This is a genomic window from Micromonospora sp. WMMD1076 (assembly GCF_029581475.1).
Lineage (GTDB): Bacteria > Actinomycetota > Actinomycetes > Mycobacteriales > Micromonosporaceae > Micromonospora > Micromonospora aurantiaca.
On the sequence record NZ_CP120862.1, the window covers coordinates 1,929,675 to 1,954,212 of the forward strand.

Annotated in this window: 23 protein-coding genes; 14 read left to right on the top strand and 9 right to left on the bottom strand. The window is 73.5% G+C overall.

Annotated features, from left to right (window positions below):
- The first annotated feature begins 3 nt into the window (after positions 1-3).
- The 5 genes from O7622_RS09435 (at position 4) to O7622_RS09455 (ending at position 4,637) form a co-directional block, all read left to right on the top strand.
- Positions 4-564: a helix-turn-helix domain-containing protein gene (locus O7622_RS09435; RefSeq protein ID WP_282312929.1), complete on the top strand. Its 561-nt coding sequence runs from the start codon at positions 4-6 to the stop codon at positions 562-564.
- Positions 557-1,384, top strand: a complete 828-nt coding sequence (locus O7622_RS09440; RefSeq protein WP_282312930.1) for an SRPBCC family protein — start codon at positions 557-559, stop codon at positions 1,382-1,384. The genes O7622_RS09435 and O7622_RS09440 overlap by 8 nt, the downstream gene beginning before the upstream one ends.
- 78 nt (positions 1,385-1,462) lie before the next feature.
- A complete protein-coding gene (locus tag O7622_RS09445; protein WP_282312932.1) occupies positions 1,463-1,696 on the top strand; it encodes a zinc-ribbon domain-containing protein in 234 nt (77 codons plus the stop codon).
- Positions 1,697-2,064: 368 nt separating this feature from the next.
- Positions 2,065-3,135 (top strand): hypothetical protein, encoded by a 1,071-nt coding sequence (locus O7622_RS09450; protein WP_282312934.1) that lies wholly within the window; start codon positions 2,065-2,067, stop codon positions 3,133-3,135.
- Positions 3,132-4,637 carry a hypothetical protein gene (locus O7622_RS09455; RefSeq protein ID WP_282312936.1) on the top strand — a complete coding sequence of 502 codons (1,506 nt, stop codon included), beginning with the start codon at positions 3,132-3,134 and terminating at the stop codon, positions 4,635-4,637. The genes O7622_RS09450 and O7622_RS09455 overlap by 4 nt, the downstream gene beginning before the upstream one ends.
- Positions 4,638-4,645: 8 nt before the next feature.
- Here the strand turns inward: O7622_RS09455 and O7622_RS09460 are convergent, their stop codons facing one another.
- Entirely contained in the window at positions 4,646-5,599 is a 954-nt protein-coding gene (locus O7622_RS09460) for a S41 family peptidase (protein WP_282312937.1), read from the bottom strand.
- A gap of 78 nt (positions 5,600-5,677) precedes the next feature.
- Here O7622_RS09460 and O7622_RS09465 point away from each other — a divergent pair, with 78 nt between their 5' ends.
- The 4 genes from O7622_RS09465 to O7622_RS09480 all read left to right on the top strand — a co-directional run bounded on the left by O7622_RS09465 (position 5,678) and on the right by O7622_RS09480 (position 10,213).
- Positions 5,678-6,175, top strand: a complete 498-nt coding sequence (locus O7622_RS09465) for a helix-turn-helix domain-containing protein (protein WP_282312938.1) — start codon at positions 5,678-5,680, stop codon at positions 6,173-6,175.
- Between the two features lie 216 nt (positions 6,176-6,391).
- Positions 6,392-8,584, top strand: coding sequence for an EAL domain-containing protein (locus O7622_RS09470; RefSeq protein ID WP_348774072.1), 2,193 nt, complete (start codon positions 6,392-6,394; stop codon positions 8,582-8,584).
- Positions 8,585-8,714: 130 nt separating this feature from the next.
- Positions 8,715-9,347: a hypothetical protein gene (locus tag O7622_RS09475; protein ID WP_282312941.1), complete on the top strand. Its 633-nt coding sequence runs from the start codon at positions 8,715-8,717 to the stop codon at positions 9,345-9,347.
- 107 nt (positions 9,348-9,454) lie between these two features.
- Positions 9,455-10,213, top strand: coding sequence for a MerR family transcriptional regulator (locus O7622_RS09480; protein ID WP_282312942.1), 759 nt, complete (start codon positions 9,455-9,457; stop codon positions 10,211-10,213).
- Between the two features lie 41 nt (positions 10,214-10,254).
- Here O7622_RS09480 and O7622_RS09485 read toward each other — a convergent pair whose 3' ends face one another.
- Together O7622_RS09485 and O7622_RS09490 are read right to left on the bottom strand one after the other, a co-directional pair.
- Positions 10,255-11,763 carry an SLC13 family permease gene (locus tag O7622_RS09485; protein WP_282314095.1) on the bottom strand — a complete coding sequence of 503 codons (1,509 nt, stop codon included), beginning with the start codon at positions 11,761-11,763 and terminating at the stop codon, positions 10,255-10,257.
- Positions 11,764-11,784: 21 nt separating this feature from the next.
- Positions 11,785-13,326, bottom strand: coding sequence for a gluconokinase (locus O7622_RS09490; RefSeq protein ID WP_282312943.1), 1,542 nt, complete (start codon positions 13,324-13,326; stop codon positions 11,785-11,787).
- 266 nt (positions 13,327-13,592) lie between these two features.
- Here O7622_RS09490 and O7622_RS09495 point away from each other — a divergent pair, with 266 nt between their 5' ends.
- A complete protein-coding gene (locus O7622_RS09495; protein WP_282312944.1) occupies positions 13,593-14,747 on the top strand; it encodes a hypothetical protein in 1,155 nt (384 codons plus the stop codon).
- A 418-nt stretch (positions 14,748-15,165) separates the two neighbouring features.
- Entirely contained in the window at positions 15,166-16,356 is a 1,191-nt protein-coding gene (locus O7622_RS09500; protein WP_282312945.1) for an aminoglycoside phosphotransferase family protein, read from the top strand.
- Here the strand turns inward: O7622_RS09500 and O7622_RS09505 are convergent.
- Positions 16,353-17,213 (bottom strand): AraC family transcriptional regulator, encoded by an 861-nt coding sequence (locus tag O7622_RS09505; RefSeq protein ID WP_282312946.1) that lies wholly within the window; start codon positions 17,211-17,213, stop codon positions 16,353-16,355. The two genes, O7622_RS09500 and O7622_RS09505, sit on opposite strands and share 4 nt — an antisense overlap.
- Positions 17,214-17,333: 120 nt before the next feature.
- Between O7622_RS09505 and yidD the strand changes: the two genes are divergently transcribed.
- The gene (gene yidD / locus O7622_RS09510) at positions 17,334-17,699 is read left to right on the top strand and encodes a membrane protein insertion efficiency factor YidD (protein WP_282312947.1); all 366 of its coding nucleotides are present in this window, start codon (positions 17,334-17,336) and stop codon (positions 17,697-17,699) included.
- Positions 17,700-17,812: 113 nt separating this feature from the next.
- Here the strand turns inward: yidD and O7622_RS09515 are convergent, their stop codons facing one another.
- The 3 genes from O7622_RS09515 to O7622_RS09525 are packed head-to-tail and all read right to left on the bottom strand — an operon-like array spanning position 17,813 to position 19,877.
- Complete coding sequence (locus tag O7622_RS09515; protein ID WP_282312948.1) at positions 17,813-18,547, bottom strand: DUF2071 domain-containing protein; 735 nt, start codon at positions 18,545-18,547, stop codon at positions 17,813-17,815.
- 32 nt (positions 18,548-18,579) lie between these two features.
- Positions 18,580-18,945 (bottom strand): VOC family protein, encoded by a 366-nt coding sequence (locus tag O7622_RS09520; protein ID WP_282312950.1) that lies wholly within the window; start codon positions 18,943-18,945, stop codon positions 18,580-18,582.
- Positions 18,946-18,980: 35 nt separating this feature from the next.
- Complete coding sequence (locus O7622_RS09525) at positions 18,981-19,877, bottom strand: hypothetical protein (RefSeq protein WP_282312952.1); 897 nt, start codon at positions 19,875-19,877, stop codon at positions 18,981-18,983.
- 112 nt (positions 19,878-19,989) lie between these two features.
- Between O7622_RS09525 and O7622_RS09530 the strand changes: the two genes are divergently transcribed.
- Positions 19,990-22,149: an MMPL family transporter gene (locus O7622_RS09530; RefSeq protein ID WP_282312954.1), complete on the top strand. Its 2,160-nt coding sequence runs from the start codon at positions 19,990-19,992 to the stop codon at positions 22,147-22,149.
- A 22-nt stretch (positions 22,150-22,171) separates the two neighbouring features.
- Here O7622_RS09530 and O7622_RS09535 read toward each other — a convergent pair whose 3' ends face one another.
- Positions 22,172-22,729, bottom strand: coding sequence for a response regulator transcription factor (locus O7622_RS09535; RefSeq protein ID WP_282312956.1), 558 nt, complete (start codon positions 22,727-22,729; stop codon positions 22,172-22,174).
- Between the two features lie 89 nt (positions 22,730-22,818).
- Positions 22,819-23,676 carry an SDR family oxidoreductase gene (locus O7622_RS09540; protein ID WP_282312959.1) on the bottom strand — a complete coding sequence of 286 codons (858 nt, stop codon included), beginning with the start codon at positions 23,674-23,676 and terminating at the stop codon, positions 22,819-22,821.
- Between the two features lie 81 nt (positions 23,677-23,757).
- Here O7622_RS09540 and O7622_RS09545 point away from each other — a divergent pair, with 81 nt between their 5' ends.
- A complete protein-coding gene (locus tag O7622_RS09545) occupies positions 23,758-24,447 on the top strand; it encodes a TetR/AcrR family transcriptional regulator (RefSeq protein ID WP_282312961.1) in 690 nt (229 codons plus the stop codon).
- Positions 24,448-24,538 lie beyond the last annotated feature (91 nt).

The following is a 24,538-nucleotide window of genomic DNA, read 5'->3' on the forward strand; positions in this document are numbered from 1 at the left end:
GCCATGAGAGACGTCCTTTACCTGGAACAGCGCGAGCAGGCCGAAGTCCTGCTCAAGCCGCAGCGCATCGAGGTGCTGCGGCAACTCGCCGAACCCCGCACCTGCACCGAGGTCGCGGCCCGGCTGGAGCAGACGCCGCAGCGCGTCTACTACCACGTCAAGCAGCTCGTCGCGGCCGGGCTGGCCGAGCAGGTGGCGCAGCGGCAGGTGCGCGGCATCACCGAGGGCATCTACCAGGCCGTCGCCCGGTCGTACTGGCTCTCGCCCCGCCTGGTCGGCCGCATCGGCGGCACCCGCCGGGCCCGCGACGAGCTGAGCCTCGGCTACCTGCTCGACCTCATGGAGGAGGTCCAGGCCGACGTCGCCGCGCTCGACCGCACCGCCCCCGAACTGCCGTCCATCGGCGTCTCCGGTGAGATCCGCGTGCCCGCCGAGCGGCGGCAGGAGTTCCTGCACGACCTGCAGACGACGCTGCAGGACCTGTTCACGCGCTACGGCGGCACCGAGGGCGACGCCTTCAAGCTCGCCGTGGCCTGCTACCCGAAAGGCGACAATCATGACTGAGCCGATGACCATCCGCGCCCGCCTCGCCGCCCCGGTGGCGACCGTCCGCCGGGCCCTGACCGACGCCGCCGAGCTGCGCGTCTGGCTGGCCGAGCACGCCGAGGTCGAGCTGCCCCGGCGGTACGAGTTCTGGGGCCGCTACACGCCCGAGGGCGACGCGCCGCACCAGCGGCTGCTGCACGCCGACGACCGGACGCTGCGCTTCGCGTGGACGCTCGACGGGGTGGAGACCACCACCGAGTTCGGGCTGGAGCCCGACGGCGACGGCACCATACTCACGCTGCGGCAGAGCCACTTCAGCTTCGAGGAGGCGATGAGCGGCAGCAGCATCCGGGGCGTGCTCCAGACGTTCTGGTACCTGGCGATCGCCAACCTCAACGACCACCTCGACGGCCGGCCGCTGCTGCCGCGTACCGACTTCACCTCCGCCGACCTGCGCGGCGAACTGCTGATCGACGCGCCGACGGACAAGGTGTGGACCTCGCTCACCGACTCCGAGCAGGCCGGCGCCTGGTTCGGCTACCCGATCGGCATCGAGCCCTGGGAGGGCGGCCGGTACGCGATGGGCGGCTTCGACTCCGGTGAGGCCGCGAAGGTGTTCGACGTGAAGCCGGGCCGGGCGCTGTCCATCGACTGGGGATCGACCGGCGTGACCTCCTGGGAGCTGGACGAGTCCGAGGGCCGGACGAAGCTGACGTTCGTGCAGTCCGGCTTCGACGAGGGCAACCCGCCGTACGGCGCCTGGACGGGCATCGTCTCCGGGTTCGCCGAGCTGCGGCGCTTCCACGACGTGCCCGACTGGAAACCCATCTGGCTGTAAGGAAGGGGCCCCTCTTAACGCCTCCGGTAGAGGAGGGGGCCCCTTTTAACACGGGCGCCGGGCGGGTAATGCCGGGCGATGTTCTTCATCTTCGGGCTGCGGACCAAGGTCGTCCGGTCCGGTGTCGTCACCGCTGTCTGCCGTAACTGCGGCAACCAGGCCGCCCAGGTGATCACCCGCCGGGTCACCAAGTTCAGCCTCTTCTTCATCCCGCTGATCCCGCTGCGCACCCGGTACGCGCAGCAGTGCACGTTCTGCGGCGCCGAGTACGACATCTCCCGCGCCGAGGCCGAGCGCCTCCCGGTCGGCTGACCGGTGACGCGCTTCCTCTGCTGGCTGATCGGCCGGCAGCCCGCCACCCCGATCGCCCCGCCGGTGCACACCGCTGCCCGTCCACCCTGCACGCCCGGGCGCCGGCACCGCCGCCGGCGTCGTCCGGTGGCGGGCGCGCAGTCGCCCCGTTCGCCCTGGAACCGTTCCGCCGACCGCTGACGGGTGTCCCGCCCCAGGGCGAGTGGCAGCATCGGTGCGTGACCTGCCGACGAAAGGCTGATGCCGCGTAGGCGTCCCCCCGTGGGCTGCGGCAGCCGACGCCTGCGGGAGATCTGACCGCCGTGTTAAGAAGGGGCCCTTCCTCTACCGGAGGCGTTAACAAGGGGCCCTTCCTTACACTTCATCGGATGGAGGAGCGGCTGGCGCAGATCCGGGGTGGTGGGCCGCCCCGGCGGCACAACGCCCGTACCGTCGCCGCGTTGACCGGCAACCCCGGCTGCACCCGGCGCGCCGTGCTGGACAGCGCCGGCGCGGACAAGCCGGCGCTCGCCGAGCAGCTCGGCTTCCCGGCGAGGTTCGGCCAGTCCCGTTTCGCGATCACCCGGGGCAACGCGTTCGAGGCCCAGGTCAAGGCCGACGGCGGGGCGGAACTGCTGCGCCTGGTCGCGGAGCGGCTCGGCGTACCGGTCCCGGCCGATGCCACCTGGACCGACCTCGGTGCCGACGACGACCGGCCGGAACGGTCCCGGGCGGCGCTGACCGCGAGCGGCGACGGCCCGGCGTTCTTCGACCACCCGCTGCTCGGCCTGGACGTGGCCGGTACCCGGGTGCACCTGGAACCGGATCTGGTCGCCGCCCGGCTGGCCGGCCGGTTCCACGTCGTGGAGATCAAGTCGTTCCCGGTGATCGACGGGCAGGCCGACCCGGGCAAGGTCGCCGCCGCCGCGATCCAGTCCGCCGTCTACGTGCTGGCGCTGCGCGAGCTGCTCGCCGCCGAGGGGCGCGACCCGGAGCTGGTGTCCCACGAGGTGGTGCTGGTCTGCCCGCGCGACTTCGCCAACCAGCCGGTGGCCGGTCTGCTCGACGTGCGCCGGCAACTGCTGGTGCTGCGCCGCCAGCTAACCCGGATGGCCCGGGTCGAGGAGCTGCTCGCCGCCGTACCGGCCGGCTTCACTGTCGACCCGGCGGCCGATCCGGCCACGCTCGCCGCCGCGCTGCACCAGGTGCCCGCGCGTTACGCACCGGACTGCCTGGCCGCCTGCGAGCTGGCGTACTTCTGCCGGCACGAGGCGCGCGGGCAGACCGGCGCGCTGGGCCGGCCGGTCCGCGAGGCGCTGGGCGGCGTCGAGGACGTGGCCGACGTGCTGGCGCTCGCCGAGGGTGTGGCGGCGCCCGAGCCGGAGCAGGCGGAGGCCGCCGCGCTGCTGCGGGCCGCCGCGCGCCTGCGCGCCGACGCCCTCGCCGGACACCCCGCGTGAGTACGCTGCGCGCGCTCGCCCGGGCCCAGGCGGTCGCCACCGGGCGGGCCCAGCCGGTGGCAACGGTCCGCCACCTGCACCTGTCCGACCGGCCGCTGGTGCTGGTGCCGCTCGCGCTGGCCGGTGAGGCGAACGCCCCGCTCGCCGCGATGGTCGGGGCCGCGCCCGACGAGGCCCGGCTGCTCGTGGTGCCGCAGCCGCGCAACCGGGACCAGCGGTTCGCGTTCGCCGCCGAGCTGGCCGGGATCGTGCTGCCCTACCTGGACGAGTTCCGCGACCTGACCGAGGCGGTGCCTGTGGACCGGGGCCGCGACGTCCGCCACCGGTACGCCGACGCGCCGCAACTGCTGGTGCCGAACCCGGCCGGGATCACGTTCCTGCGGCTGTTCGGCCGTTCCACCCGGTTCCGCCGGACCGACGGCGACTATCCGGTGCACCAGTCGGTGCCGCTGCTCGGCCGCTGGCTGACGTTCTTCGCCGAGCGCGCCGAGCAGCCCGGCTCGTCGGCGTTGCCGGCGCTCACCGAGGCGCTGACGTCGCACTGGGCGACCGGGCAGAGCGTGGTGGAGGACCTGCACCTGCCGGCGGTGCTCGGCTGGCTCGACCCGCCGGCCGGGCTGACCGGCGCCGAGGCGGCGGCCCGCGCCGAGGACCCGGCACACTGCCCGCCGGCAGGCCCGGCCACCGACCCGGACTTCGACAACCGCCGGCTCGCCCCGGCGATCGAGGCGTACACCCGGGCCGAGGAGGACACGCCCGGCCGCGCGGCCGCGTACGACGAGCTCGCCGGCCTGCTGCGCGACCAGCTCGCGCCCACCTGGGAGCTGATGTGGCGTGGCGTCGGGCTGTTGCGGACGCTGCCGGCCGGCGCGCGGGTGACCGGCCGGTGGGCCGGTGACCGGGACGCGTTCACCGCGCACGCCGAGCACGTCGACGCCGGGGGCGGCCCGCAGCCGCGGCGCGACGGCGCGGTGGCGGCGGCGCTGCGGTTGCAGCGGCTGGAACGGGCGTCGGCAGCGTGGGCGGTGCAGCGCGCCTACGACGATCCGCTGGTGATGGCCGAGCACCGGCTGTCCGGGAAGGCGTTCGTCGGCGAGGTGACGCTCGCCGACCCGGCGCGGGTGGACGACTCCGGCAAGCGGCCGGTGCTGCGCCCGCGCATCCAGGTGGTCACCACCGAGCCGGTGCCGATGCCGGTCGGTGCGACGCTGTACTCCCCGGCCCGCCCGGGGCAGAAGGCGAAGGTCGTGTTCGTGACGCCCGGCGGCGACGGGAAGACCGAGGTGGTGCTGGAGCTGTCCGGCGGCATGGGCCGAGGGCTTTCCGCGCCGCCCGGCAGCGTGCCCGAGGTGGGCGAGCGGATCTGCCTGACCAGCCTGTCCGACGGTTTCCTGCCGGGTGGCGCGTTCCCCGCGCCGGAGGAGACGCCGTGGACGCACGGCGGGCCGCCGGGCACGGCCGCCGCGCCGCAGGACCCGGCTCCGGCGGAGGACTGGTCCTGACCCGCGGATCAATCCAGGGCGGCGAGAGCCGCCCGCGCCTCGGCCGCCGTCGTCCGGTCCGGGTCCGCCGCCAGCAGCGCCTCCAGGCTCCGGCGGTACGCGATGTCGCGTGCCCCGTCGGCCGGGCTCGCCAGGTCCGGGGTGACGCCGCGGCCCTCCCAGTTGGTGCCGCTCGCCGCGTGTACGGGCCGGGCCACCGGCACCGTCAGTTCCAGGTGCGCGTGCAGCCGGTGCCCGACCCGGGGATGCGCGCCGCCCCGGGTCGGCTCACCGACCACAGTGGCCCGGCCGAACTGCTGAAGGTCGTACGCCAGTTCCTCGCCACCGGAGAACGTCGCCGGACCGGTGAGCACGTGGACCGGCTTTTCCGGCGCGTAGCGGGGGACCGGCAGCCAGGCGGCGCTCCAGAACTGGCGGGTGGCGCCGGAACGCTCGTGCATGGTGTGCAGGTGCGTCGGCTCGGCGAAGAACCAGCCGCAGAGCAGCGCCACCCCGTCCGGGCTGCCGCCCTCGGTGCCGCGCAGGTCGAGCAGGAGCGCGTCGGTGCCGGCGAGCAGCCGCAGCGCGGCGGTCAGCGCGTCGCCGGCCAGGTCGGGCGGGAACACGTACGGCTGGATCTCCAGCAGCCCGACGTTTCCCGGCAGCCGTTGCACCCGGGTCACGCCGCCCATGCCGAGCGCGGCGAGGCGTGCGAAGTGCTCCCCGGTCGGGTCGTCGGCCTCGTCGGACAGCGGCTGCACGTGGTGCTTGAGCCGCAGGTGCAGGTCGCGGTTCGCCGACTGGAGGTCGGCGGTGACGAGCGCGCCGAGCGTGGCGGCGTCACCCGCCTCGGCGTACGCTCCGGCGCGCAGGCGCTCGCGCAGGTGGCCGGCGACCCGGTCGGCCACGTCGGGAAGGACGTACTCGTCGGCGACCAGGCCGGCGGCCCGCTCGACGATGCTCGTGATCTCGTCCGGACGCATCGGTTGCCCCGTTCTCGTGGTGGTGGAGAAGTAGAGCAGCCTGTTGACAAAGCGTCAAGAGAACTAGACGCTTTCGCGGTGACCGACGATCCGCTGGAGATCCGCGACCCGGCCCAGTTCAAGGCGCTGGCCCACCCGTTCCGGCATCGGCTGCTGTTCGCGCTCGGGGCCGGTCCCGCCACGCTCAGCCAGCTCGCCGCCCGCCTCGGCGCGGCGAAGGGCACGGTGGCCCACCACCTCGCGGTGCTGACCGAGGCCGGCATGGTCCGCCCGGCGCACAGCCGCCAGGTCCGGGGCGGCACCGAGCACTACCACGAACGCACGTTCCGCCGGCTCGTCGGCGCCGACACCCACGCGGGCGCCACGGCGGCGCTGCTGGGCGCGTACGCCGAGGAACTCGCCGGTGATCCCGACCCGCTCGTGCACCTGCGACACCTGCGGCTCACCCCGGCCCAGGCCCAGCGCCTCCGGTCCACGCTGGACGAACTGGTGGGCGAGGCCGAGGAGGCGCCGCCGGGGCAGCCGCGCTACGGCGTGCTGGTCTCCGTCTACCGGCACCCGCCTGCGGTCCGCTGACCGACAGTCGTCGGCTCTGGCGGCAGTCCCCGGCGCTGGCTAGGCTTGCGCCGTCCGTCGTCCGATCCTCGTCGTCGAGGGTGCACGTCTGGAAGAGAGCCGGAGCGCATCGTTGTATCCCAGCACGACGTGAGCCTCGCCGCCGCGGCGCCGGCCCGTCATCCGCTCGTCGGCCGTGTCGGACTTGTCGCGGCCGCTGTCGTCGTACTCGGGGAGATGGCCTGGCTGGCCGCCCGCCTGCCGGGCGCGGCGCTGGTGAGCGACCTCGGCGCGATGGCGGTGTCGAGCTGGGCGGCAGTGCTCTGCGCCGGCGCGGCGCGACGTCAGCCGGTCGTGTTGCGCCGGTTCTGGGAACTGCTCGCCGCCACCATGGCCCTCGCCGCGCTCGGCCGTGCGGTGTGGACGGTGGAACGGCTCGGCGGGCTCGGCCTGCCCCACACGCCGCTGGTGGCGGGCCTGTTCGCCGCCGGCATCGTCACCGGCACCGCCGCGCTGCTCTGCTCCCGCACCGGCCCGCGCAGCGTGATCGGCCGGGCCCGCACCCTGCTCGACGGGGTCATCGTCGGGCTGGCCCTCATCCCGATCGGCTGGGTGGTGGTGTTCCACCGGATCACCGACGCCGAGCTGACCGACCCGATGCGGACGTTCGGGCTGCTCTACCCGATGTTCGACCTGATGCAGCTCACCATCCTCGTGGCGGTCGCCGGTCCGGCCCGGCCGATGTGGCGGGCGCTCACAGTGATCGGTGCGGGCCTGGCGATCCGGTCCGGCGCGGACGCCGTCTACGTCTCCCTGGTCGCGCGCGGCGACTACACGCCGGGCCACCCGGTCGACGTCTGCTGGCCGCTGAGCTACCTGCTGGTCGGCCTGGCCACCCGCTACCCGCCGCCGGCCGACGGGGACGGCGAGGACGACGTGGTCGACTCGCCGCTGCCGCCGTGGTGGCGGGTCGCGTTGCCGTACCTGCCGGTGGGCGGCGCGATCGTCGCGGTCCTGCTGTCGCGGCAGCCCAGCGGGCAGACCCCGCAGGTCGTCTTCGTCGGCATGATGGGCCTGCTCGGGGTACTGGCACTGCGCCAGGGGCTGGCCGCGAACGAGAACCTGCGGCTGGTCGGGCGGCTGCGCCGGCTCGCGTACTCCGACCAGCTCACCGGCCTGCCCAACCGGCTGACGTTCGTACGGCGGCTGCGGCGGGCGTTGCGCGGGGGTGGGCCGGTCGCCGTGGTGCTGCTCGACCTGGACGGCTTCAAGCAGGTGAACGACAGGTTCGGGCACGCCGCCGGGGACCGGCTGCTGACCGCCACCGCGGAGCGCATGCGGGACGCGGTCGGCCCGGACGGGATGATCGCCCGTCTCGGCGGTGACGAGTTCGCCGTGCTCGTCGCAGGGGAGCGCCCGGTGTCACCCGAGGGGCTCGCGGTCCGGCTGCTGGCAGCCCTGGAGCCGCTGCCCGGCGAGGAGGATCTCGGCGTGCACCCGTCGGCGAGCATCGGCATCGCCGAGTACGGGCCGCAGCACACCTCGCACACCGACCTGCTCCGGGACGCCGACATCGCCATGTACGCGGCGAAGGCCGCGGGCAAGGCCGTGTACCGCACGTGCACGCCGGAGCTGCGCGAGTCGGCGGTCAGCCGGGCCGAACTGATCGCCGACCTGCGCCGCGCGGTGGACGAGGGCCAGTTGCTGATGGAGTTCCAGCCCATCGTCGACCTGGACACCGGCACGGTACGCAGCGCCGAGGCGCTGGTGCGCTGGCGGCATCCCCGGCTGGGTGTGCTGACCCCGGCGCGGTTCCTGCCGCTGGCCGAGGAGACCGGGCTGATCGTGGCCATCGACAGGTGGGTCATCCACGAGGCGTGCCGGGCCGCGGCCACCTGGCGCGAGCACGCGCCGGACGTGACGGTAGCGGTGAACATCGCCGCCGCCCACCTGTGCCGGCCCGACCTGATCGCCACTGTCACCGGCGCGGTCGGCGCGGCCGGTCTGCCGCCCCGCGCGCTCACTCTGGAACTGACCGAGTCGGCGCTGATCGAGGGCAGCGAGTCGGTGCTCGACCGGCTGTCCCAGCTGCGCGACCTCGGCATCCGCATCGCCATCGACGACTTCGGCACCGGGTACTCCTCGCTGAGCTACCTGCACCGTATTCCGGCCACCGAGCTGAAGATCGACAGGTCGTTCGTGTCCCGGCTGGACGCCGGCGACGCCCGCGCGTACGCCACTGTCGAGATGGTCAACCGGCTGGCTGGCGCGTTCGACCTGGCCGTGGTCGCCGAGGGCGTGGAGACGGTCGCGCAGCACGCGGCGGTCACCGCGATCGGCTGCCGGCAGGGCCAGGGCTGGCGGTACGGCCGTCCGGCCGCCCTGCGGGACCTGCTCCCCGCGTTGTCCGGAGCAGGCGTCGAGCGCTGACCGGCCCGGGTTCACAGGGGCCGAAGGTCCCGGACGGGACAGGGGATTCGACCCTGCTTCGGCCCGGCACGCGCCGTCATGATAGTTCTCGTCAACAAGCGAACACACACCCTTCACGCGGGAGCCTGATATGAAGCGACGGACGCTCGACCTGCTGTTCAGCATCGGTGGGCTGGGCCTGGCGGTCCTGCTGCTCGTCGTCGGCGTCGTCCTGACGACGAACGCCAACTTCGCCAACGACTACGTACGCGACCAGCTCGGCGCGCAGCACATCACCTTCACCCCGGCGGACAAGCTGTCCGACGAGGAGAAGAAGTCGGACTGCCTGCGCGAGTACGCCGGCCAGAAGATGACCACCGGCAAGCAGGCCGAGTGCTACGCCAACGAGTACATCGGCCTGCACCTGAAGAACATGGCCGGTGGCAAGACCTACGCCGACCTGGGCGAGCCGCAGAGCGCGCTGCGCGAGCAGGTGGCCCAGGCCGAGCAGAGCAACGCCGCCAACCTGGCCGACCTGCAGAAGCAGCTCGCCGAGGTGAGCGCTCAGCGGGAGAGCGTGTTCAAGGGCGAGACGCTGCGCGGCCTGCTGCTCACCTCGTACGGCTTCAGCGAGTTCGGCCGCAAGGCCGAGCAGGGCGCCCTGGCCATGTACCTCGGCGCGGGTCTGCTCATGCTGCTCTCGATCGCCGGCCTGGTGCACGCCTTCCGCACCCCGGCCAACGCGACCTTCGCGGCCCCCGAGAAGGAGAAGGTCACCAACTGACCGCACCGACGACGCCCCCGGCCGATCCTGGTCGGGGGCGTCGTGCTGTCCGGCTTGACCCTCACGCAGCGGGAGGCGGGAGTCTTGGTCGCGGAAGGGAGGGAACCATGGCGTACACGGTGGGACAGGTGGCGCGGGCGGCCCGGGTGACGGTCCGGACGCTGCACCACTACGACGAGATCGGGCTGCTGCGGCCGAGCGGGCGCACGCCGGCGGGATACCGCCGCTACGACGAGGCCGACCTGGACCGGTTGCAGCTCGTCCGGTACTACCGCGAGCTGGGGTTCCCGCTGGAGGAGATCGCCGCGATCCTGGACGATCCGGATTCCGACCCGGTGGCGCACCTGCGCCGGCAGCACGAGCTGCTGTCCGGGCGGATCGGGAAGCTCCAGGAGATGGTCGCGGCGATCGAACACGCGATGGAGGCGAGGACGTTGGGGATCCAGTTGACGCCGGAGGAGCGGTTCGAGGTGTTCGGTGACTTCGAGCCGGACGAGCACGCCGAGGAGGCGGAGCAGCGCTGGGGCGGCACCGAGGCGTACCGGCAGTCGCAGGAGCGCGCGGGCCGCTACTCTAAGGAGGACTGGCTGCGCAACAAGGCGGAGAACGAGGACTGGGGGCGGCGGTTCGTCGCGCTCATGGAATCGGGCGCGCCCGGCGACGGCCCGGAGGCGATGGCGCTGGCCGAGGAGCACCGGCAGCTCATCACCAAGTGGTGGTACGACTGCCCGTACGAGGTCCACACCTGCCTGGCCGACATGTACGTGGCGGATCCGCGGTTCACCGCGTACTTCGAGACGCTGCGGCCCGGGATGGCCGCGTACCTGAACGAGGCGATCCACGCCAACGCGATCACCCGGTCCTGACCGGGAGCCGTTGGCAGGTGACGGAGATTCCCTGACCGTCGCTAGATGAAGACGTCGAGCAGCAGGACGCCGAGGAAGCCGACCACCGAGATGATGGTCTCCATCACCGACCAGCTCTTGATGGTCTGCCCGACTGTCAACCCGAAGTACTCCTTCACCAGCCAGAAGCCGGCGTCGTTGACGTGGGAGAAGAACAGCGACCCGCAGCCGATGGCCAGCGCCAGCAGCGCCACCTCGGGGCCCTGGAGCGTGGCGGCCAGCGGCGCGACGATGCCGGCGGCGGTGATCGTGGCGACGGTGGCCGAGCCGGTGGCTACCCGGATGCCGACCGCTACCAGCCAGCCGAGCAGCAGCGGGGAGAGGTTGGCGCCCTCGGCGGCGTCCGCGACCAGGTTGCCCACGCCGGCGTCGACGAGCACCTGCTTGAAGCCGCCACCGGCGGCGACGATCAGCAGGATGCCGGCGATCGGCGGCAGCGAGCCGCCGAGGAAACCGGAGACCTGGGTACGGCTGAAGCCGGACCGGTAGCCCAGGAAGATCATGGCGAAGATGACGCCGGCCAGCAGCGCGATGATCGGGGTGCCGACGATGTCCAGCGCCTTGCGGCCGGCGGTGTCCTCGCCGAGGGCCAGCTCGCCGATCGCCCGCAGCAGCATCAGCACCACCGGCAGCAGCACCGTCACCACCGCCGCCCAGAGCGCCGGGGACCGGCGCGAGCGCCGCCCGGCCGGCTCGTCGATCGCCGCGCCGGGCCGTCCGGTGCCCGGGTTGACCAGGTCGTCCTCGGTGACCAGGTCGCCGTCGGCGTCGAGCCGTCCGTCGCCGGGCCGGGTCGGGCTGCGGTCGTCGGCGTCGCGCCGGGTCGGCAGCAGCGCGGCCGGTGCGGTGGCCGGCACGTACCGGGCGATGAAGTTGCCGAAGACCGGACCGGCGATGATCACCGTGGGGATCGCCACCAGCAGGCCCAGGGCGAGCGTCTGACCGAGGTTGGCGCCGAGCGCGTCGATCGCCACCAGCGGGCCGGGGTGCGGCGGCACCAGGCCGTGCAGCACCGACAGCCCGGCGAGCGCGGGAATGCCGATCTTCATCAGCGGCACGTTCACCCGCAGCGAGACGAGCAGCACGATCGGCACCAGCAGCACCACGCCGACCTCGAAGAACAGCGGCAGGCCGATGAGCGCGGCCACACCGGCCATCGCCCAGGGCAGCGCGGTCCCGGAGACCCGGCCGACCACCCGTTCCACGATGCCGTCCGCCCCGCCGGACTCGGCCAGCAGACCGCCGATCATCGCGCCGAGCGCGATCAGCAGGCCCACCCCGCCGACAGTGGAGCCGACGCCGCCGCTGAACGAGGTGACGATCTTGTCGACGGGTACGGCGGCGACCACGCCGAGCACCGCCGCGCCGAGGATCAACGCGAGGAACGGGTGCACCTTGCCCCACGCGATGAGCAGCACCACCGCGGCGATGCCCAGCAGGGCCGCGAGGACGAGTTGGGTGTCACCGGCGTTCGTGAGCGGTTCCGCGGGTGCGGCGAGCAGTGTGACCACGGCTATCACGCCCTTCGGTCGTCAGCGGGGTGCTGCGGTGGGTGGTGGTTCCGGCGGCAGGCTCGGTGCCATCCGCCGCAGGGACGCGAACGTGGGTACGAGCGCGTCGTACAGCTCGGAGAAGAGGGGGAGCAGCGCCGCGTACGTGGCGGCGGAGGCCGGATTCGGACGGACCGTCTCCTCGATCCGGACCAGATCGGCGGCGACCTCGATCGAGGAGATCAGGCCGAGCGCCTGCATGCCGAGCAGCGCCGCGCCGAAGCCGGACCCCTCGTGCCCGGCGGGGAACCGCACCGGCATGCCGAGCGCGTCGGCGAGGATCTGCCGCCACAGCGCGCTGCGGGCGAACCCGCCGCTGGCGCGGATCTCGCGCACCTCGTTCCCGGCGGCCCGGACCGAGGCGAGGACCAGGGCGAGCTGCTGGCAGACGCCCTCCAGCGCGGCCCGGACCAGGTGCGCCCGGCCGTGGCCGTGGGTCAGCCCGACGTACGCGCCGCGGGGCAGCGCGCTCCAGTGCGGCGCGCGCTCGCTGAGCAGATAGGGCAGCATGATCAGCCCGCCGGAGCCGACCGGCGCCGTGGCGGCCAGGTCGAGCAGCTCCTCCTCGGCGTGCTCGCCCAGCTCGGGGGCGAGCGCGTCGCCTGCCCACTGGAGGACGATGCCGCCGTTGTTGATGGCGCCGCCGACCACCCAGCGGTCCTCGGTGAGCGCGTAGCAGAACACGCCGCCGAGCGGGTCCACGCCGGGGCGTTCCACCATCACCCGCATCGCGCCGCTGGTGCCGATCGAGCAGGCCACCACGCCGGGGCGTACCGCGCCGAGCCCGAGGTTCGCCAGTGGCCCGTCGCCGGCGCCCACCACGAGCGGGGTGTCCACAGGCAGCCCGGTGGCGCGGGCCGCCTCGGGGGTGAGCCCCGGCAGCGCATGCGTGGTGGATACGAGCTGGGGAAGCTGCTCCTCGGTGATGCCGGCGAGGCGGAGCGCCTCGGTGTCCCAGGCCAGCCGGTGGATGTCCATCAGGCCGGTGGCGGACGCGACCGAGTGGTCGGTGACGAGCGCGTCGGCGAGCCGCCGCAGCACGAGATCCTTGATGCCGACCCAGTGCGCGACCCGCTCGTGCAGCTTCGGTTCCTGCTCGGCGAACCACACCAGCTTGGGCAGCGGCGCCATCGGGTGCACCGGGGTGCCGGTGCGCCGGTGCAGGGCGAGCCCGGACGGCGCGGCCCGCAGGCGCTCGGCCTGCGCGCTCGCGCGGGAGTCGGCCCAGGTGATCGACGGGGTCAACGGGGCGCCGTCGGCGTCCAGCCCGATCAGGCTGTGCATGGCGGTGCTGAACGACAGGCCCGCGACCGGTACGCGCAGTTCGTCCACCACCGCGCGGATCACGCCGATCACGGCTTCGTGGATGAGGTCCGGATCCTGCTCGGCCCAGCCCGGGTTCGGCTCCTCCAGCGGGTAGCCGATCGAGTGGCTGGCCAGTTGCCGGCCGGTGGTGTCGAACGCGACGGCCTTGGAACTGGTGGTGCCGATGTCCACTCCCACCACCACGGCCGGGTCGCCCACCGGTGCACCTCCTCGCCGCCCGGGGGCCGCGCTCCGCCCCGCCGTTGTGGCTGACGTTACCGATGTGTCCACGCGCGCGCATGACGAAGCGGGACCGCCGGGAGCCGGTGGCACGCAACGTGAATCGACGCGGGAGTTTCCGCCGATTGTGTAGGTCAATCAGCCGATCGGTCTAATTGGCGACTTTCGCGTGTCTTCGTACCCCTGCCGCGCAGTTGACATGAATGACACCCCGATTGGTGGGCTCGCGCGGCGGAGGAGTCGGCGTGGCGAAGACTGATTCGACGGGTTCCACATGGCGGTACCGGTGGGCGCACCGGCAGAACGAGCGGCGCCAGCGGGCCTTCCGCGCCGCCGACGAGGCGTGGCGACGCCGCGACGACGAGCTGCGCCGCCTGCGTACCCTCGCGGTGTCCTTCCACGGCTCGGCCCGGGCGGGCGTCGGCCTGCCGATGGAGCTGGCCCCCGGCGAGGTGGTCTTCTGGACGCTCCCGGCCGCGCAACTGGTGGAGGTGCGGCACACAGCCGTGCTGCCCGCCCCCGAACTGACTGTCGACCCCGACCCGCCCGTACTGCGCCCCCGCCGCCCCGAGGGCGTCAAGGTGGTCGACGCCGGGCTCGCCGTGCTCACCAACCGGCGTCTGGTCCTGCTCGGCGGGCGCGGCCGGCGCGACTGGGCGTACGGCCGGATGACCGGCCTGTCCCACGACCCCGGCGCGCCGGTCACCCTGATCCAGGTGCTGGACCGGCGGCGTACCTCCGGGTTGCTGCTGCCCACCGGTGCGGCGGCCGACTTCCGGTTCACGCTCACGCTGGCGTTCGCCGACGCGATCGAGCAGCGCGCCGCCGTCGTGGCCGAGCTGGACGAGCTGATCGCGGAGCACACGGCCGCGCGGCCCGAACGCCCCGCAGTGCTCACCCCCGCCCAGGCCCGCGTCACCGCGCTGGTGCCCGGCGGCCGGCGGACGGTGGCGGTCGGCGCGGCGCTCGCGTTGATCGTGCCGGCGATGCTCATCGAGTCCAACCCGCCCACCCGGGCCGGCTCGGAGCGCGCCGCCGCCGCGACCCCGGGCGCCACCGGCACGCCCGCGCCGCCGCACGTCGCGCCCGCCGTCCAGGTCCGGCCCAGCACGAGCCCGGAGCCGTCCCGCGCCCGTCCCGCACCGCCGCGCGGTACGCCGCAGCCGCCGGTCGAGCGCCGCTGCGGCGCCCCGGCGAACCCCTTCGGGTACGACTTCTGCGGCGGCCAGCGGATCCGCCGGCCGGCTGCCGGGGTGTGCGACTGGTTCGAGTGCGTCCCCGGGTTCTGGTCCGACCGCGGCTGGCTGGTGCAGTGCCGTGACGGCTCGGTCAGCCGCACCGGCGGCCAGCGCGACGTGTGCGCCGGTCACAAGGGGTTGCGCCGAACCGTCTGGCGGTGACGGAGGTCAGGCCACCGGGCGGGGCGTGACGCGCAGCGGCAGCAGCCCGGCCAGCACCAGCGCGGCGCCGACAGGCAGCAGGTTCAGGTTCACCGCGATCGCCAGGAACCCGGCGAGTGGCGAAACCGAGGACGCCGAGCAGGAACAGCGCGTGCCCGGTGTTCCAGGCCCAGGCGTCCTTGTCGCTGTGCCCGTCCAGCCGGTCGAGCAGGCGCAGCAGGCCGTAGCCGAGCAGCAGCACCGCCGACGCCACGGCGACCGGGCGTAACCACTGGTGCGTGGGACGTGTGCGGGAATCGAGAAGGCTCATCGGCTCAGCGTTCCGGGCGCCCGTGCCCGGGACATCGGGTAGCGGTCCCGCACCGCACCCGGATCAATCCCCTCGCCTCCCGTAGGGGTGCCCGGATACCGTCCGGCCGTGTCCCGCACCGTCACGCTGATTCTGCTCGACGCCGCCGGCCGTCCGCTGGGCGCGCTGCCGCCGTTCGACGTACCGCAGCCGTGGTGGCAGGAGGTCCACTCGATCGTCGACACGGTCCAGCGGCGCCACGGGCTGGAGATCGCCGTGCTGCGGCTGGTGGACGCCGACCGTCCCGCGCCTCCCGGCGGCCACGTCCGCTACCTGGCGCAGGCCGTCGACGCGCCCGCCGTACCCCTGGAACCGGCGACAGTGGACCTCGCGCCGCACCCGCTGCGCCAGCCGTGGGCGCAGGCCGGCGGCCCGGCTCGCAGCGTCGCGTGGGCGACCGGCGAGCTGCGCCGGCTCGACCGACGGGTGACGGCGGTGGCGCAGCGGCGCACCTGGAACCTCTCCGCCATCTGGCACCTGGACACCGACCGGGGCGCGGCATGGCTGAAGCAGCTTCCGCCCTTCGCCCGCCACGAGCCCGCGGTTCTCCGCCAGCTCCCCTCGGTGGCCGGGCTTCCCTGGGACACGAACTCCCTGATCGACGCTCCGCTGCTGCTCGCCGCCGACGGGCATGGGCGGATGCTGCTGGCGGACGTGCCGGGGCAGGACCGGTACGGGGCCGGGGAAGAGGAGCGGGCCACCATCGCGGCCGGGTACCACCCGGTGCAGCGGCGGGCGTGCGGGATCGTCGGCGAGCTGGTCGCGGCCGGGGTGCCCGATCTGCGTGGGGCAGGGCTGGCGGGGTGGATCCGGGATCGGCTCGCCGGGCACGACGTGTCGGTCGCGGCCGGCCTGCTCGACGGGCTCGACCGGCGGTTGCGGCAGGTCGTCGACTGCGGCCTGCCCGACACGCTCGTGCACGGCGACCTGCACCCCGGCAACGTGCGCGGCGACGCCGGGCGCCTGACGGTGATCGACTGGGCGGACTCGTTCGTCGGCCACCCGGCCTTCGACATCCTGCGCCTCACCGAGGACGTCGGCGCGGACGCCGCCGCCCGGCTGGTCGACGCGTGGGCGCGGCGGTGGCGGACCAACCTGCCCGGCAGCGACCCGCACCGGGCCGTCGACCTGCTCCGGCCGGTCGCGCCGCTGCGGCTGGCCGCCGTGTACGCGATGTTCCTCGCCGGGATCGAGCCGGACGAACATCCGTACCACGTGCACGACGTGCCGGCCGCGCTGGCGCGAGCGGCGGCGCTCTAGACCCGGCGCACCGGGATCCACAGCTCCGCGTCGGCGGTGCCGCCGTCCTCCGCGACCCGCACCCGCGAGATCTCCGGCCCCGGGCGGGCCTCGTACGGGTTGGACGGGAACCATGACGTGAACACGGCCCGCCACAGATGCTGCACCGCCACCGGGAACGCCCCGGAACTGGAGAACACCGCCCAGTCGCCGGCCTCGACCGGCAGGCTGCGCAGGTCGTCCGGCACGTCCGCGCCGGTGACCGCCGCGTACCAGTAGTCCAGCTCGGCGCCCTCGTCGCGGGCACCGGCCAGCTCGGCGCTGACGTTGACGATCCCGTGCGGCTCCTGGTCGGACAGCGCCTCGATGCGGCGTCCGGTGGCCGGGTCGACGCCCCTGACGAACGCCACGATGTGCGGGTTCATCCCCTCGTGCACGAGCGGCACCCGAGCCGTCAACCCGGCGAGCCGGAAGGCGTCCTTGGTCACGATCCGGTAGTCCATGCTGGTGTTCCCTTCGACGACGAGCCGGAAGGACATCCGGGGCTGGGACCGCAGCACCGCACCTGCCTGCCGGGCCTGCGTCGGCCCGACGCCGTGCACGGCCCGGAACGCGCGGGCGAACGCCTCGTTCGAGCCGTACCCCCAGCGGACCGCCACGGCGAGCAGCGACTCCCGGCCGGCGAGCACGTCGGCGCCCGCAAGCGTCATCCGGCGCCGGCGCACGTACTCCGACAGCGGCAGCCCGGCCAGCGCCGAGAACAGCCGGCCGAAGTGATGCTCCGACACGCCCGCGATCCGGGCCAGCGCGGCCACGTCGAGCGGCTGGTCGAGCCGCTGTTCGAGGTGGTCCAGCGCGGCGTTGAGCCGATCCAGCACCCGGTCTTCCCTCCTGGTGACGCCTTCGACGCTAGGTCCCCGGCCGCCCACCGGCCCGATCACACCGGACCCGGTCCGGTCGCCTCATCGACACTGGCGCCCGTGTCGCATCATGGCGTGGTGATCTTCCGGAAGCGGCACCACAAGAAGAAGAACCGGGGCTGCGACTGCGATGCGTTCGACTGCGAAGCGCTGACCTGCTGCGATCTCGGCATCTTCTCGACGCTGCTCACCCTCGGTTCGGTGACCGCGGGCGTCGTCCGGCGGCCCGTCGTGGACCGGGCCGGCCGGGCCGCCATCCTCGGTTACCGGCGCCGGCTGTCGCACCGCTGGCCGGGTACCTGCCGCTACACACCGACGTGCAGCGCGTACGGGCTCGCCGCCGTGGAGCGGTACGGGCTGGCGGTGGGTGGCCGGATGGCCGCCGACCGGGTGCGCCGTTGCCGTCCCGACGTCCCGCACGGCACCCACGACCCGGTGCGCTGACCCCGATCGCCTTCGCGCCGCGCGGACGTGCCGGCGCCACATCGGGGAAGTGGCGGTGTTCCGGTGTGCCGGATGCCACCACTCCGGCGACCTGGCGTCGATCAACGTGGCTGTCACCCGACCGACGTGGGACCGCCGAAGACGACCGGTACGCCGGGGGAGTAGAGCACGCTCACCGGCGGCCCGTCCGGTGCGGGCAGGCCCGCGGCGGTGACCAGTTCGTCGTCCAGGTGCAGCAGTTCGGCGCGGTGCAGCGGCCACTGTGGATGCCAGTTCGGCAGGTGGCGGGTGCTGCCGTACGCGCGGGTGTGCAGGCCCCAGCGGGCGGTCAGGAAGTGCTCCAGCGGCGTCGGCTCGGGGATCGGCGCGCCGACGCGTACCGCCATCCGGCTGCTCGCGCCGGCCGGGCCGGGCCAGCGGCGGCGGCACCGGTAGGTGAGCGTGTCCCCGGATCGGTCCAGTCGCATCGCCGACCACTTGTACGGCAGACGCAGGGTCACCTGGGCCACCAGCACCGGCACCAGCCGGGACGCGTCGAGCGAGCGGAACACGACAGCGCGCCGCCCCGAGCCGTCGACCGAGTAGAGCCGGACGTTCGTCTCCCAGAACGTGCCGAAGTAGGGCACACCCGGGCCACGGCCGAGCCCCAACGCGACCATCCGGAAACCGATCAGCCCCACGTAGGTGAGCCCGTCGAGCGTGTCCGGCCGGGTGCCGGCGGGCAGCAGCGGCGCCACCCGTTCCGGTGGGACCGCCCAGTGCAGGAAGGTGAGATCGTGCCAGCGCTGGGCCAGCCAGGCCCGGCGGATGGCGCGTACCGGAGCGTGCTCGACCGGCTCTGTCTCCACCTGTCCATCGTGCCTCCCGGACACGCCCGGACTCACTCCGGGCGGTGGCAGACCGCCTCGACGTTGTTGCCGTCCGGGTCGCGGACGAACGCGCCGTAGTAGGCGGCGTGGTATTCCGGCCACTCCTTCGGCTCGTGCAGCACCTCCGCGCCGGCCGCGACAGCCGCGTCGTGGAACGCGCGCACCGTGGCGCGGTCGGCCGCGGTGAACGCGATGTGCACCGGCACCGGCGTGGCGCCGGACGGCGCGGGCTCCACCCAGAAGTCGGGCGCGTCCACGCCGTAGCCGATCGGGCCGGGCTCCATGAGCCGGCGCCCGCCCAGCGGGGCCAGCACGGCGTCGTAGAAGGCGCCGCTGGCCGCCAGGTCGCGCACCGCTACGGAGAAGTGGTCGAGCACGTCGCCTCCCTGCGATCGTCGATGACCGCGCCAGGCTACGAGACCCCTACGACACTTCCGCCGGACGCCGCGCCGTCGGACCGGCCTGCGCCGTCGGCGAGAACGGCTCGCCGTCGCCTGCCGGTGTCCCCGACGATCAGCAGGCCGGGCGCCGCGCCGAGCAGCCAGATCACGCCCACCGGCCAGTGGATCGACTCGCCCACCGCGCCCCGGATCTCCGGCACGTCACCCACCACGTAGGACGCCTCCGGGTCGTCCGTGCGGCAGTCCAGCGTCCAGAGCCCCGCCGTGGGCACCCGTACCGTGGCCACCCAGGCGGACGTCGCGGCGTCGCCGCCGTAGCCGCCCGGCGGGACGGAGACCGGCTCGGCCGTCCGCACCTCCGCGCCGCCGCCGGTGACGCGACAGTCCGGGTCCGCCGGGGAGAAGCCCACCGCGAAGATCGCGTACGCCCCGGCGGCCGGTGCCGTGGACCGGCCCGCCGACGTCGAGTAGGGGCTGACGCCGCCGTACTCCCGAGGGGGTTGCCCGATCGTGCTGTCCTCGGCGCCGAGCCGTACCGCGGACTGCGCCAGCAGCGCGCCGAACACCACGGCGAGCCCGCCGATCAGACAGCCGCGCCGCGACGCCGGGCGGGCCCGGTGGGGCAGGTGCCCGCCCACTGCGTACCCGATCAGCGCTCCGGCCACCGCGAGCGCCGCGCCGCCGAGCAGCGCCCGCCCCCAGCGGGCCTCGCCGGTCAGCGGCACGACCCACCGGAAGAACGCCAGCGACAACGCGAGAAGCGCCGTCGCGACCAACGTGGACACGCCCAGGGCCGTCGCGGGCCGCCGGGCCGCCAGCACGGCGGCGAGCAGCGGTGACGCGAGCACCGGCGCCGTCGCCGCCAACCAGGCCGTCAGCACCCCGGGACCGGGCAGCGTCGCGCTCATCAGCCGATCCTCGACCACCCGGATCATCGGCGAAAGTCCGCGAGCCGTCCGAAAGGGATTGCTCACGCGGCGTAGGATCGCGTGCGACACAGCCGAACACACGGGGGAAGCGATGTTCGAGCGCCTGGGCAGATTCGTCGTGGGCAAGGCGTGGTGGGTGATCGGCGGCTGGGTCGTCGCCGCGATCGCGATCATCGCCGCCAGTCCTTCGCTGAGCGACATCACCTCCGCGGACCAGGAGAGCTTCCTGCCGCGCACCTACGAGTCGGTGCAGGCCACCGAGCTGGGCGCGAAGTCGTTCCCGCAGGCCGCCACCGCCACCGCGACGGTCGTCGTCAAACGCAGCGACGGCAGACCGCTGACCGCGGCCGACGAGGCGCGCGTGGGGCAGCTCGCCGCCGCGCTCAAGGCCCGGAACATCCCGGAGACCTCCGGCTATCTCACCGGCCCGCAGGCCGTCGCGCCGGACAAGTCCGTGCAGGTGGTCACCGTCGGTCTCGACGCCGACAGCCCCGACGACCCGCGCCTGCTCGACGCGGTACGCGACCTGCGCGCCGCCCTCGGGCCGGACCTGACCGGCAGCGGCCTGACCGCCGGGGTGGCGGGCGACGTGGCGAGCTTCGTCGACAACGAGGACACGTTCAACGAGGCGTTCGCCGTCGTCGGTGTCGCCACCATCGTCCTCATCATCGGACTGATCCTGATCATCTTCCGCAGCCCGATCGCCGCGCTGCTGCCGGTCGTGGTCATCAGCGTCGTCATGTCCGTCACCACCGGGCTGGTCGCCGCCGCCGGCAAGGCGTTCGACCTCAACGTCAGCCAGGACCTCCAGACCATCCTGCTGATCGTGCTGTTCGGCATCGGCACCGACTACATCCTGTTCCTGCTGTTCCGCTACCGGGAGCGGCTTCGGGCAGGCGACGACAAGCGCACCGCGATGATCGTCTCGGTGCAGCGGGTCGGCGAGGTCATCACCTCCGCCGCCGGTGCGGTCATCGTGGCGTTCCTGGTGCTGCTGCTCGCCTCGCTCGGCTTCTTCGGGTCGCTCGGCCCGGCGCTCGCCATCGCCGTCGGCGTCATGCTCGTCACCTCGCTGACCCTGATCCCGGCGCTCGTGTCGCTGCTCGGCCGGTGGGTGTTCTGGCCGTCGAAGGCGTGGCAGCGCCCGCCCAAGGCGACCCTGTCCCGGCGGCTCGGCGCCGTCGTCGGCCGCCGCCCGGCCGTGGTGGCCGCCGCTTCGGGCGCGCTGCTCGTCGCGCTCGCCGCCGGTGTGCTCGGCTACAAGGCCGACTACGACTTCGGCGCCGGGTTCCCGCAGGACACCGAGTCGGCGCGGGCCGCCCAGGACCTCCAGCGCGGGTTCGCCGCCGGGGCGCTCGCGCCCACCGAGGTCTACCTGACCACCGGCAACGGCACCCCGCTCACCGAGCAGCAGGTGAACGACTTCGCCGCCGCGTCGGCGCGCGCACCCGGTGTCGGGCAGGCGCAGCCGCCGGAGCGTAGCGCCACCGACCCGAGCGTCGTCCGGATCAACCTGCTGCTGAACGAGAACCCGATGTCCAACGAGGCGATCACGCTCGTACGGGACGACCTGCGGAAGTCCCTGCACGAGGCGGCTCCGCCGGGCACCAGGGCGCTGGTCGGCGGCACCACGGCGATCTTCGCGGACATCAACTCGGCTAACAACAGGGACCTGTCGGTGATCCTGCCGGTGGCCGCCCTCCTGATCGCGATCATCCTGGCGCTGCTGCTGCGCAGCCTCGTCGCGCCGGTCTACCTGGTGATCGCGGTGCTGCTCAACTTCGCCGCCACGCTCGGCGCCACCGTCTACGTGTTCCAGGGGCTCCAGGGCAACCCGGGCGTGACGTTCCAGCTACCGATCATCCTCTACCTGTTCGTGGTGGCGATCGGCACCGACTACAACATCCTGATGATCGCCCGGCTACGCGAGGAGGCACGCGAGGGCCACGAACCGCACCAGGCCGCCGCGATCGGTGTGGAACACGCCGGGCCGACAGTCGCCGCCGCCGGGCTGATCCTGGCCGGCACGTTCGGGGTGCTGATGCTCGCGCCGATCTCGTTCCTCCAGCAGATGGGCTTCGCGGTGGCCATCGGTATCGTGCTGTCCGCGTTCGTCATGTCGATGTTCTTCGTGCCGGCGCTGACCGGGCTGATCGGCCACAAGGCGTGGTGGCCGGGGCACGGCGACGAACGGCGCAACGGCGGCGGCCGGCACGCGGCACCGGAACCGGCGGACCCGGCGTCGGCCTGACTGCGACCCGCCCCGGCGCGGCTCAGCCCTCGCCGGGGCGGACCAGCCCGCTCTCGTACGCGATCACGACGAGCTGCGCCCGGTCGCGGGCGTTCAGCTTCTGGAGCAGCCGGCTCACACAGGTGCGGGCGGTGTCGGGGCTCAGGAACAACGCCTGCCCGATCTCCGCGTTGGACCGCCCGGCGCCCACCTGCGCCAGTACGTCCCGTTCCCGTGCCGTCAGCCCGGCCAGCCGTGCGGGATCGGCCACCGGTGAGCGGGCTGCCGCGGCGGGCACCCGCCGGGTGACGGCGGGGGAGAGCAGCGCGTCGCCACCGGCGACGGTCCGGACCGCGTCCCGCAGCGCGTCGGGTGGGGTGTCCTTGAGCAGGAAACCCGCTGCCCCGGCGCGGATCGCCTCGAACAGGTACTCGTCGTCGAACGTGGTGAGCATGACGACCTGCACGCCGCATCCACCCCGGCGTACGCCGTCCACGAGCGCCGGGAGCCGGTCGAAGCCCGGGACCGGTTCCCGTGGCCCCGGTTCGCGGCGCAGCGTGCCGAGCGTCGCCCGCAACTCCGCCATCGCGCTGCCGCTCACCGACCTGATCGCGGCCAGCGCATCCTCCGCCTGCGCCGGATCGCCCGGTAGAGGACCACGGCGGCGGGGCCCGGCCGGCAACGCCGCGGTCAGCCCGGCCCGGGGCGGAACGCGTCGAGATGGTCGGCGAGGAAGTCCTGGAACGCGCGTGGTTCGCGTCCGGTGAGATCCGCGATGGCGGTGGTCGGGGCGCTCCAGGCACCGGAGGCCAGGTAGACCATCGTCTCGCTTGCCTCCATCGCCACGGCTGCGGGCAGGCCATAGCGGTTGATCAGGCGGCCGGCCATGTCCTCGGGCGTCAAGTCGACATAGCGGATGCGGCGGTCGAGTGCGACCGTGAACCGGGCGGCGATGTCTTCGTGGGTTAGCCCCTCCGGCCCGGTCAGCACGAAGGTCTGCTCGTCTCCGATCGGCCGGGTCAGCAGCGCCGCCGCGCATCCGGCGATGTCCCGGCAGTCGACATAGGCGATCGCCCCGTCGCGGTAGGCGCCGAAGAACTGTCCGCCGTCGGCGATGTCGGGCGCGTCGGCGAGGAAGTTCTGCATGTAGCTGTTGGGCTTGAGCACTGCCCACGGAACGCCCGACCGCTTGAGGTGTTCCTCGATCTGGCCGTGCCAGCCGCGGGCGAGCCCGGCTGTCGGCGACGCGTCCTGCACCGATACCTTGACGATCTGGCGGACACCGGCGACGCGGGCGGCGTCGATCGCGTCGGTCTGCTGGCGCACCAGGGACGGGCTGGCGCTGGTGTTGAGGAAGAGGCGGTCGACGCCGGCAAGGGCCGCCGCGACGCTGTCGGGCCGGTCGAAGTCGCCTTCCGCGAACTCGCAGCCCGACGCCTCCCTCTGACCAGGGTTCCGCACGAACGCGCGTACCGGCGTGCCGGCATCGACGAGTTGGCGTAGCAGGTGACGGCCGATGGTGCCGGTGGCACCGGTAACAAGAATCATGACACCGCCATAACTGGATGATCAGCTTCCGATTGTGAAGGTAGCGAACCGGAAGGCAATCGTCCAGTTATCCTCGGTGCCGTGACCACCACTGACAGCGTGCCACTGCGCGCGGACGCCCGCCGCAACCGGGAACGCATCGTGTCGGCCGCTCGTGAACTGTTCGCCGAGGCCGGTGCAGCCGTACCGATGGAGGAGATCGCCCGCCGCGCGCAAGTAGGGGTGGGCACCCTCTACCGGCGTTTTCCCGAGCGAGAGGAACTCACCCGGGCGGTAGCCGCCGACTACATCGAGCGGCTGGCCGCGCTGACCCAGGCCGCCGCGGCCGAAGAGCCAGACGCGTGGCGAGCGCTGCGCCGGTTGGTCCGACAGTGCGCCGCGCCACAGTTGGGCGCGCTGTCCGCGGCGTTGAAGGTCGCACTACCAGACGCGTTCATCGCCGACCCCGACCTGACGCGGGCTCGACTGCGCTGGATGGCCCAGGTGGACGAGCTGGTCCACGCGGCGCAGGCCGACGGCGCTCTGCGCTCGGACATCGGCACCGGTGACCTCATTCTGCTGATCAGCCTACTCACCTGCCACCTACCCGAACTCCCCGCCCACCTCGGGCGATCACTGCCCGCCCGATACCTCGAACTCACCCTGGACGGCCTCGCCGCCGAACCCACGGCGCGGCTACCCGGAGTACCGATCACCGCCAGCGACCTCGGCACTGCCTCCGACAGCACCCGCACCGCAAAGTGCACCCAGCCAAGACAAGATGATCGATGAGACGGCGCCGCATCCCTTGCCGCAGAGGCGCTTCCGCGCACGCCGCGCCACAAACCTGACCCTGTACCAGGTCGCCGTGAATCACCGAGGC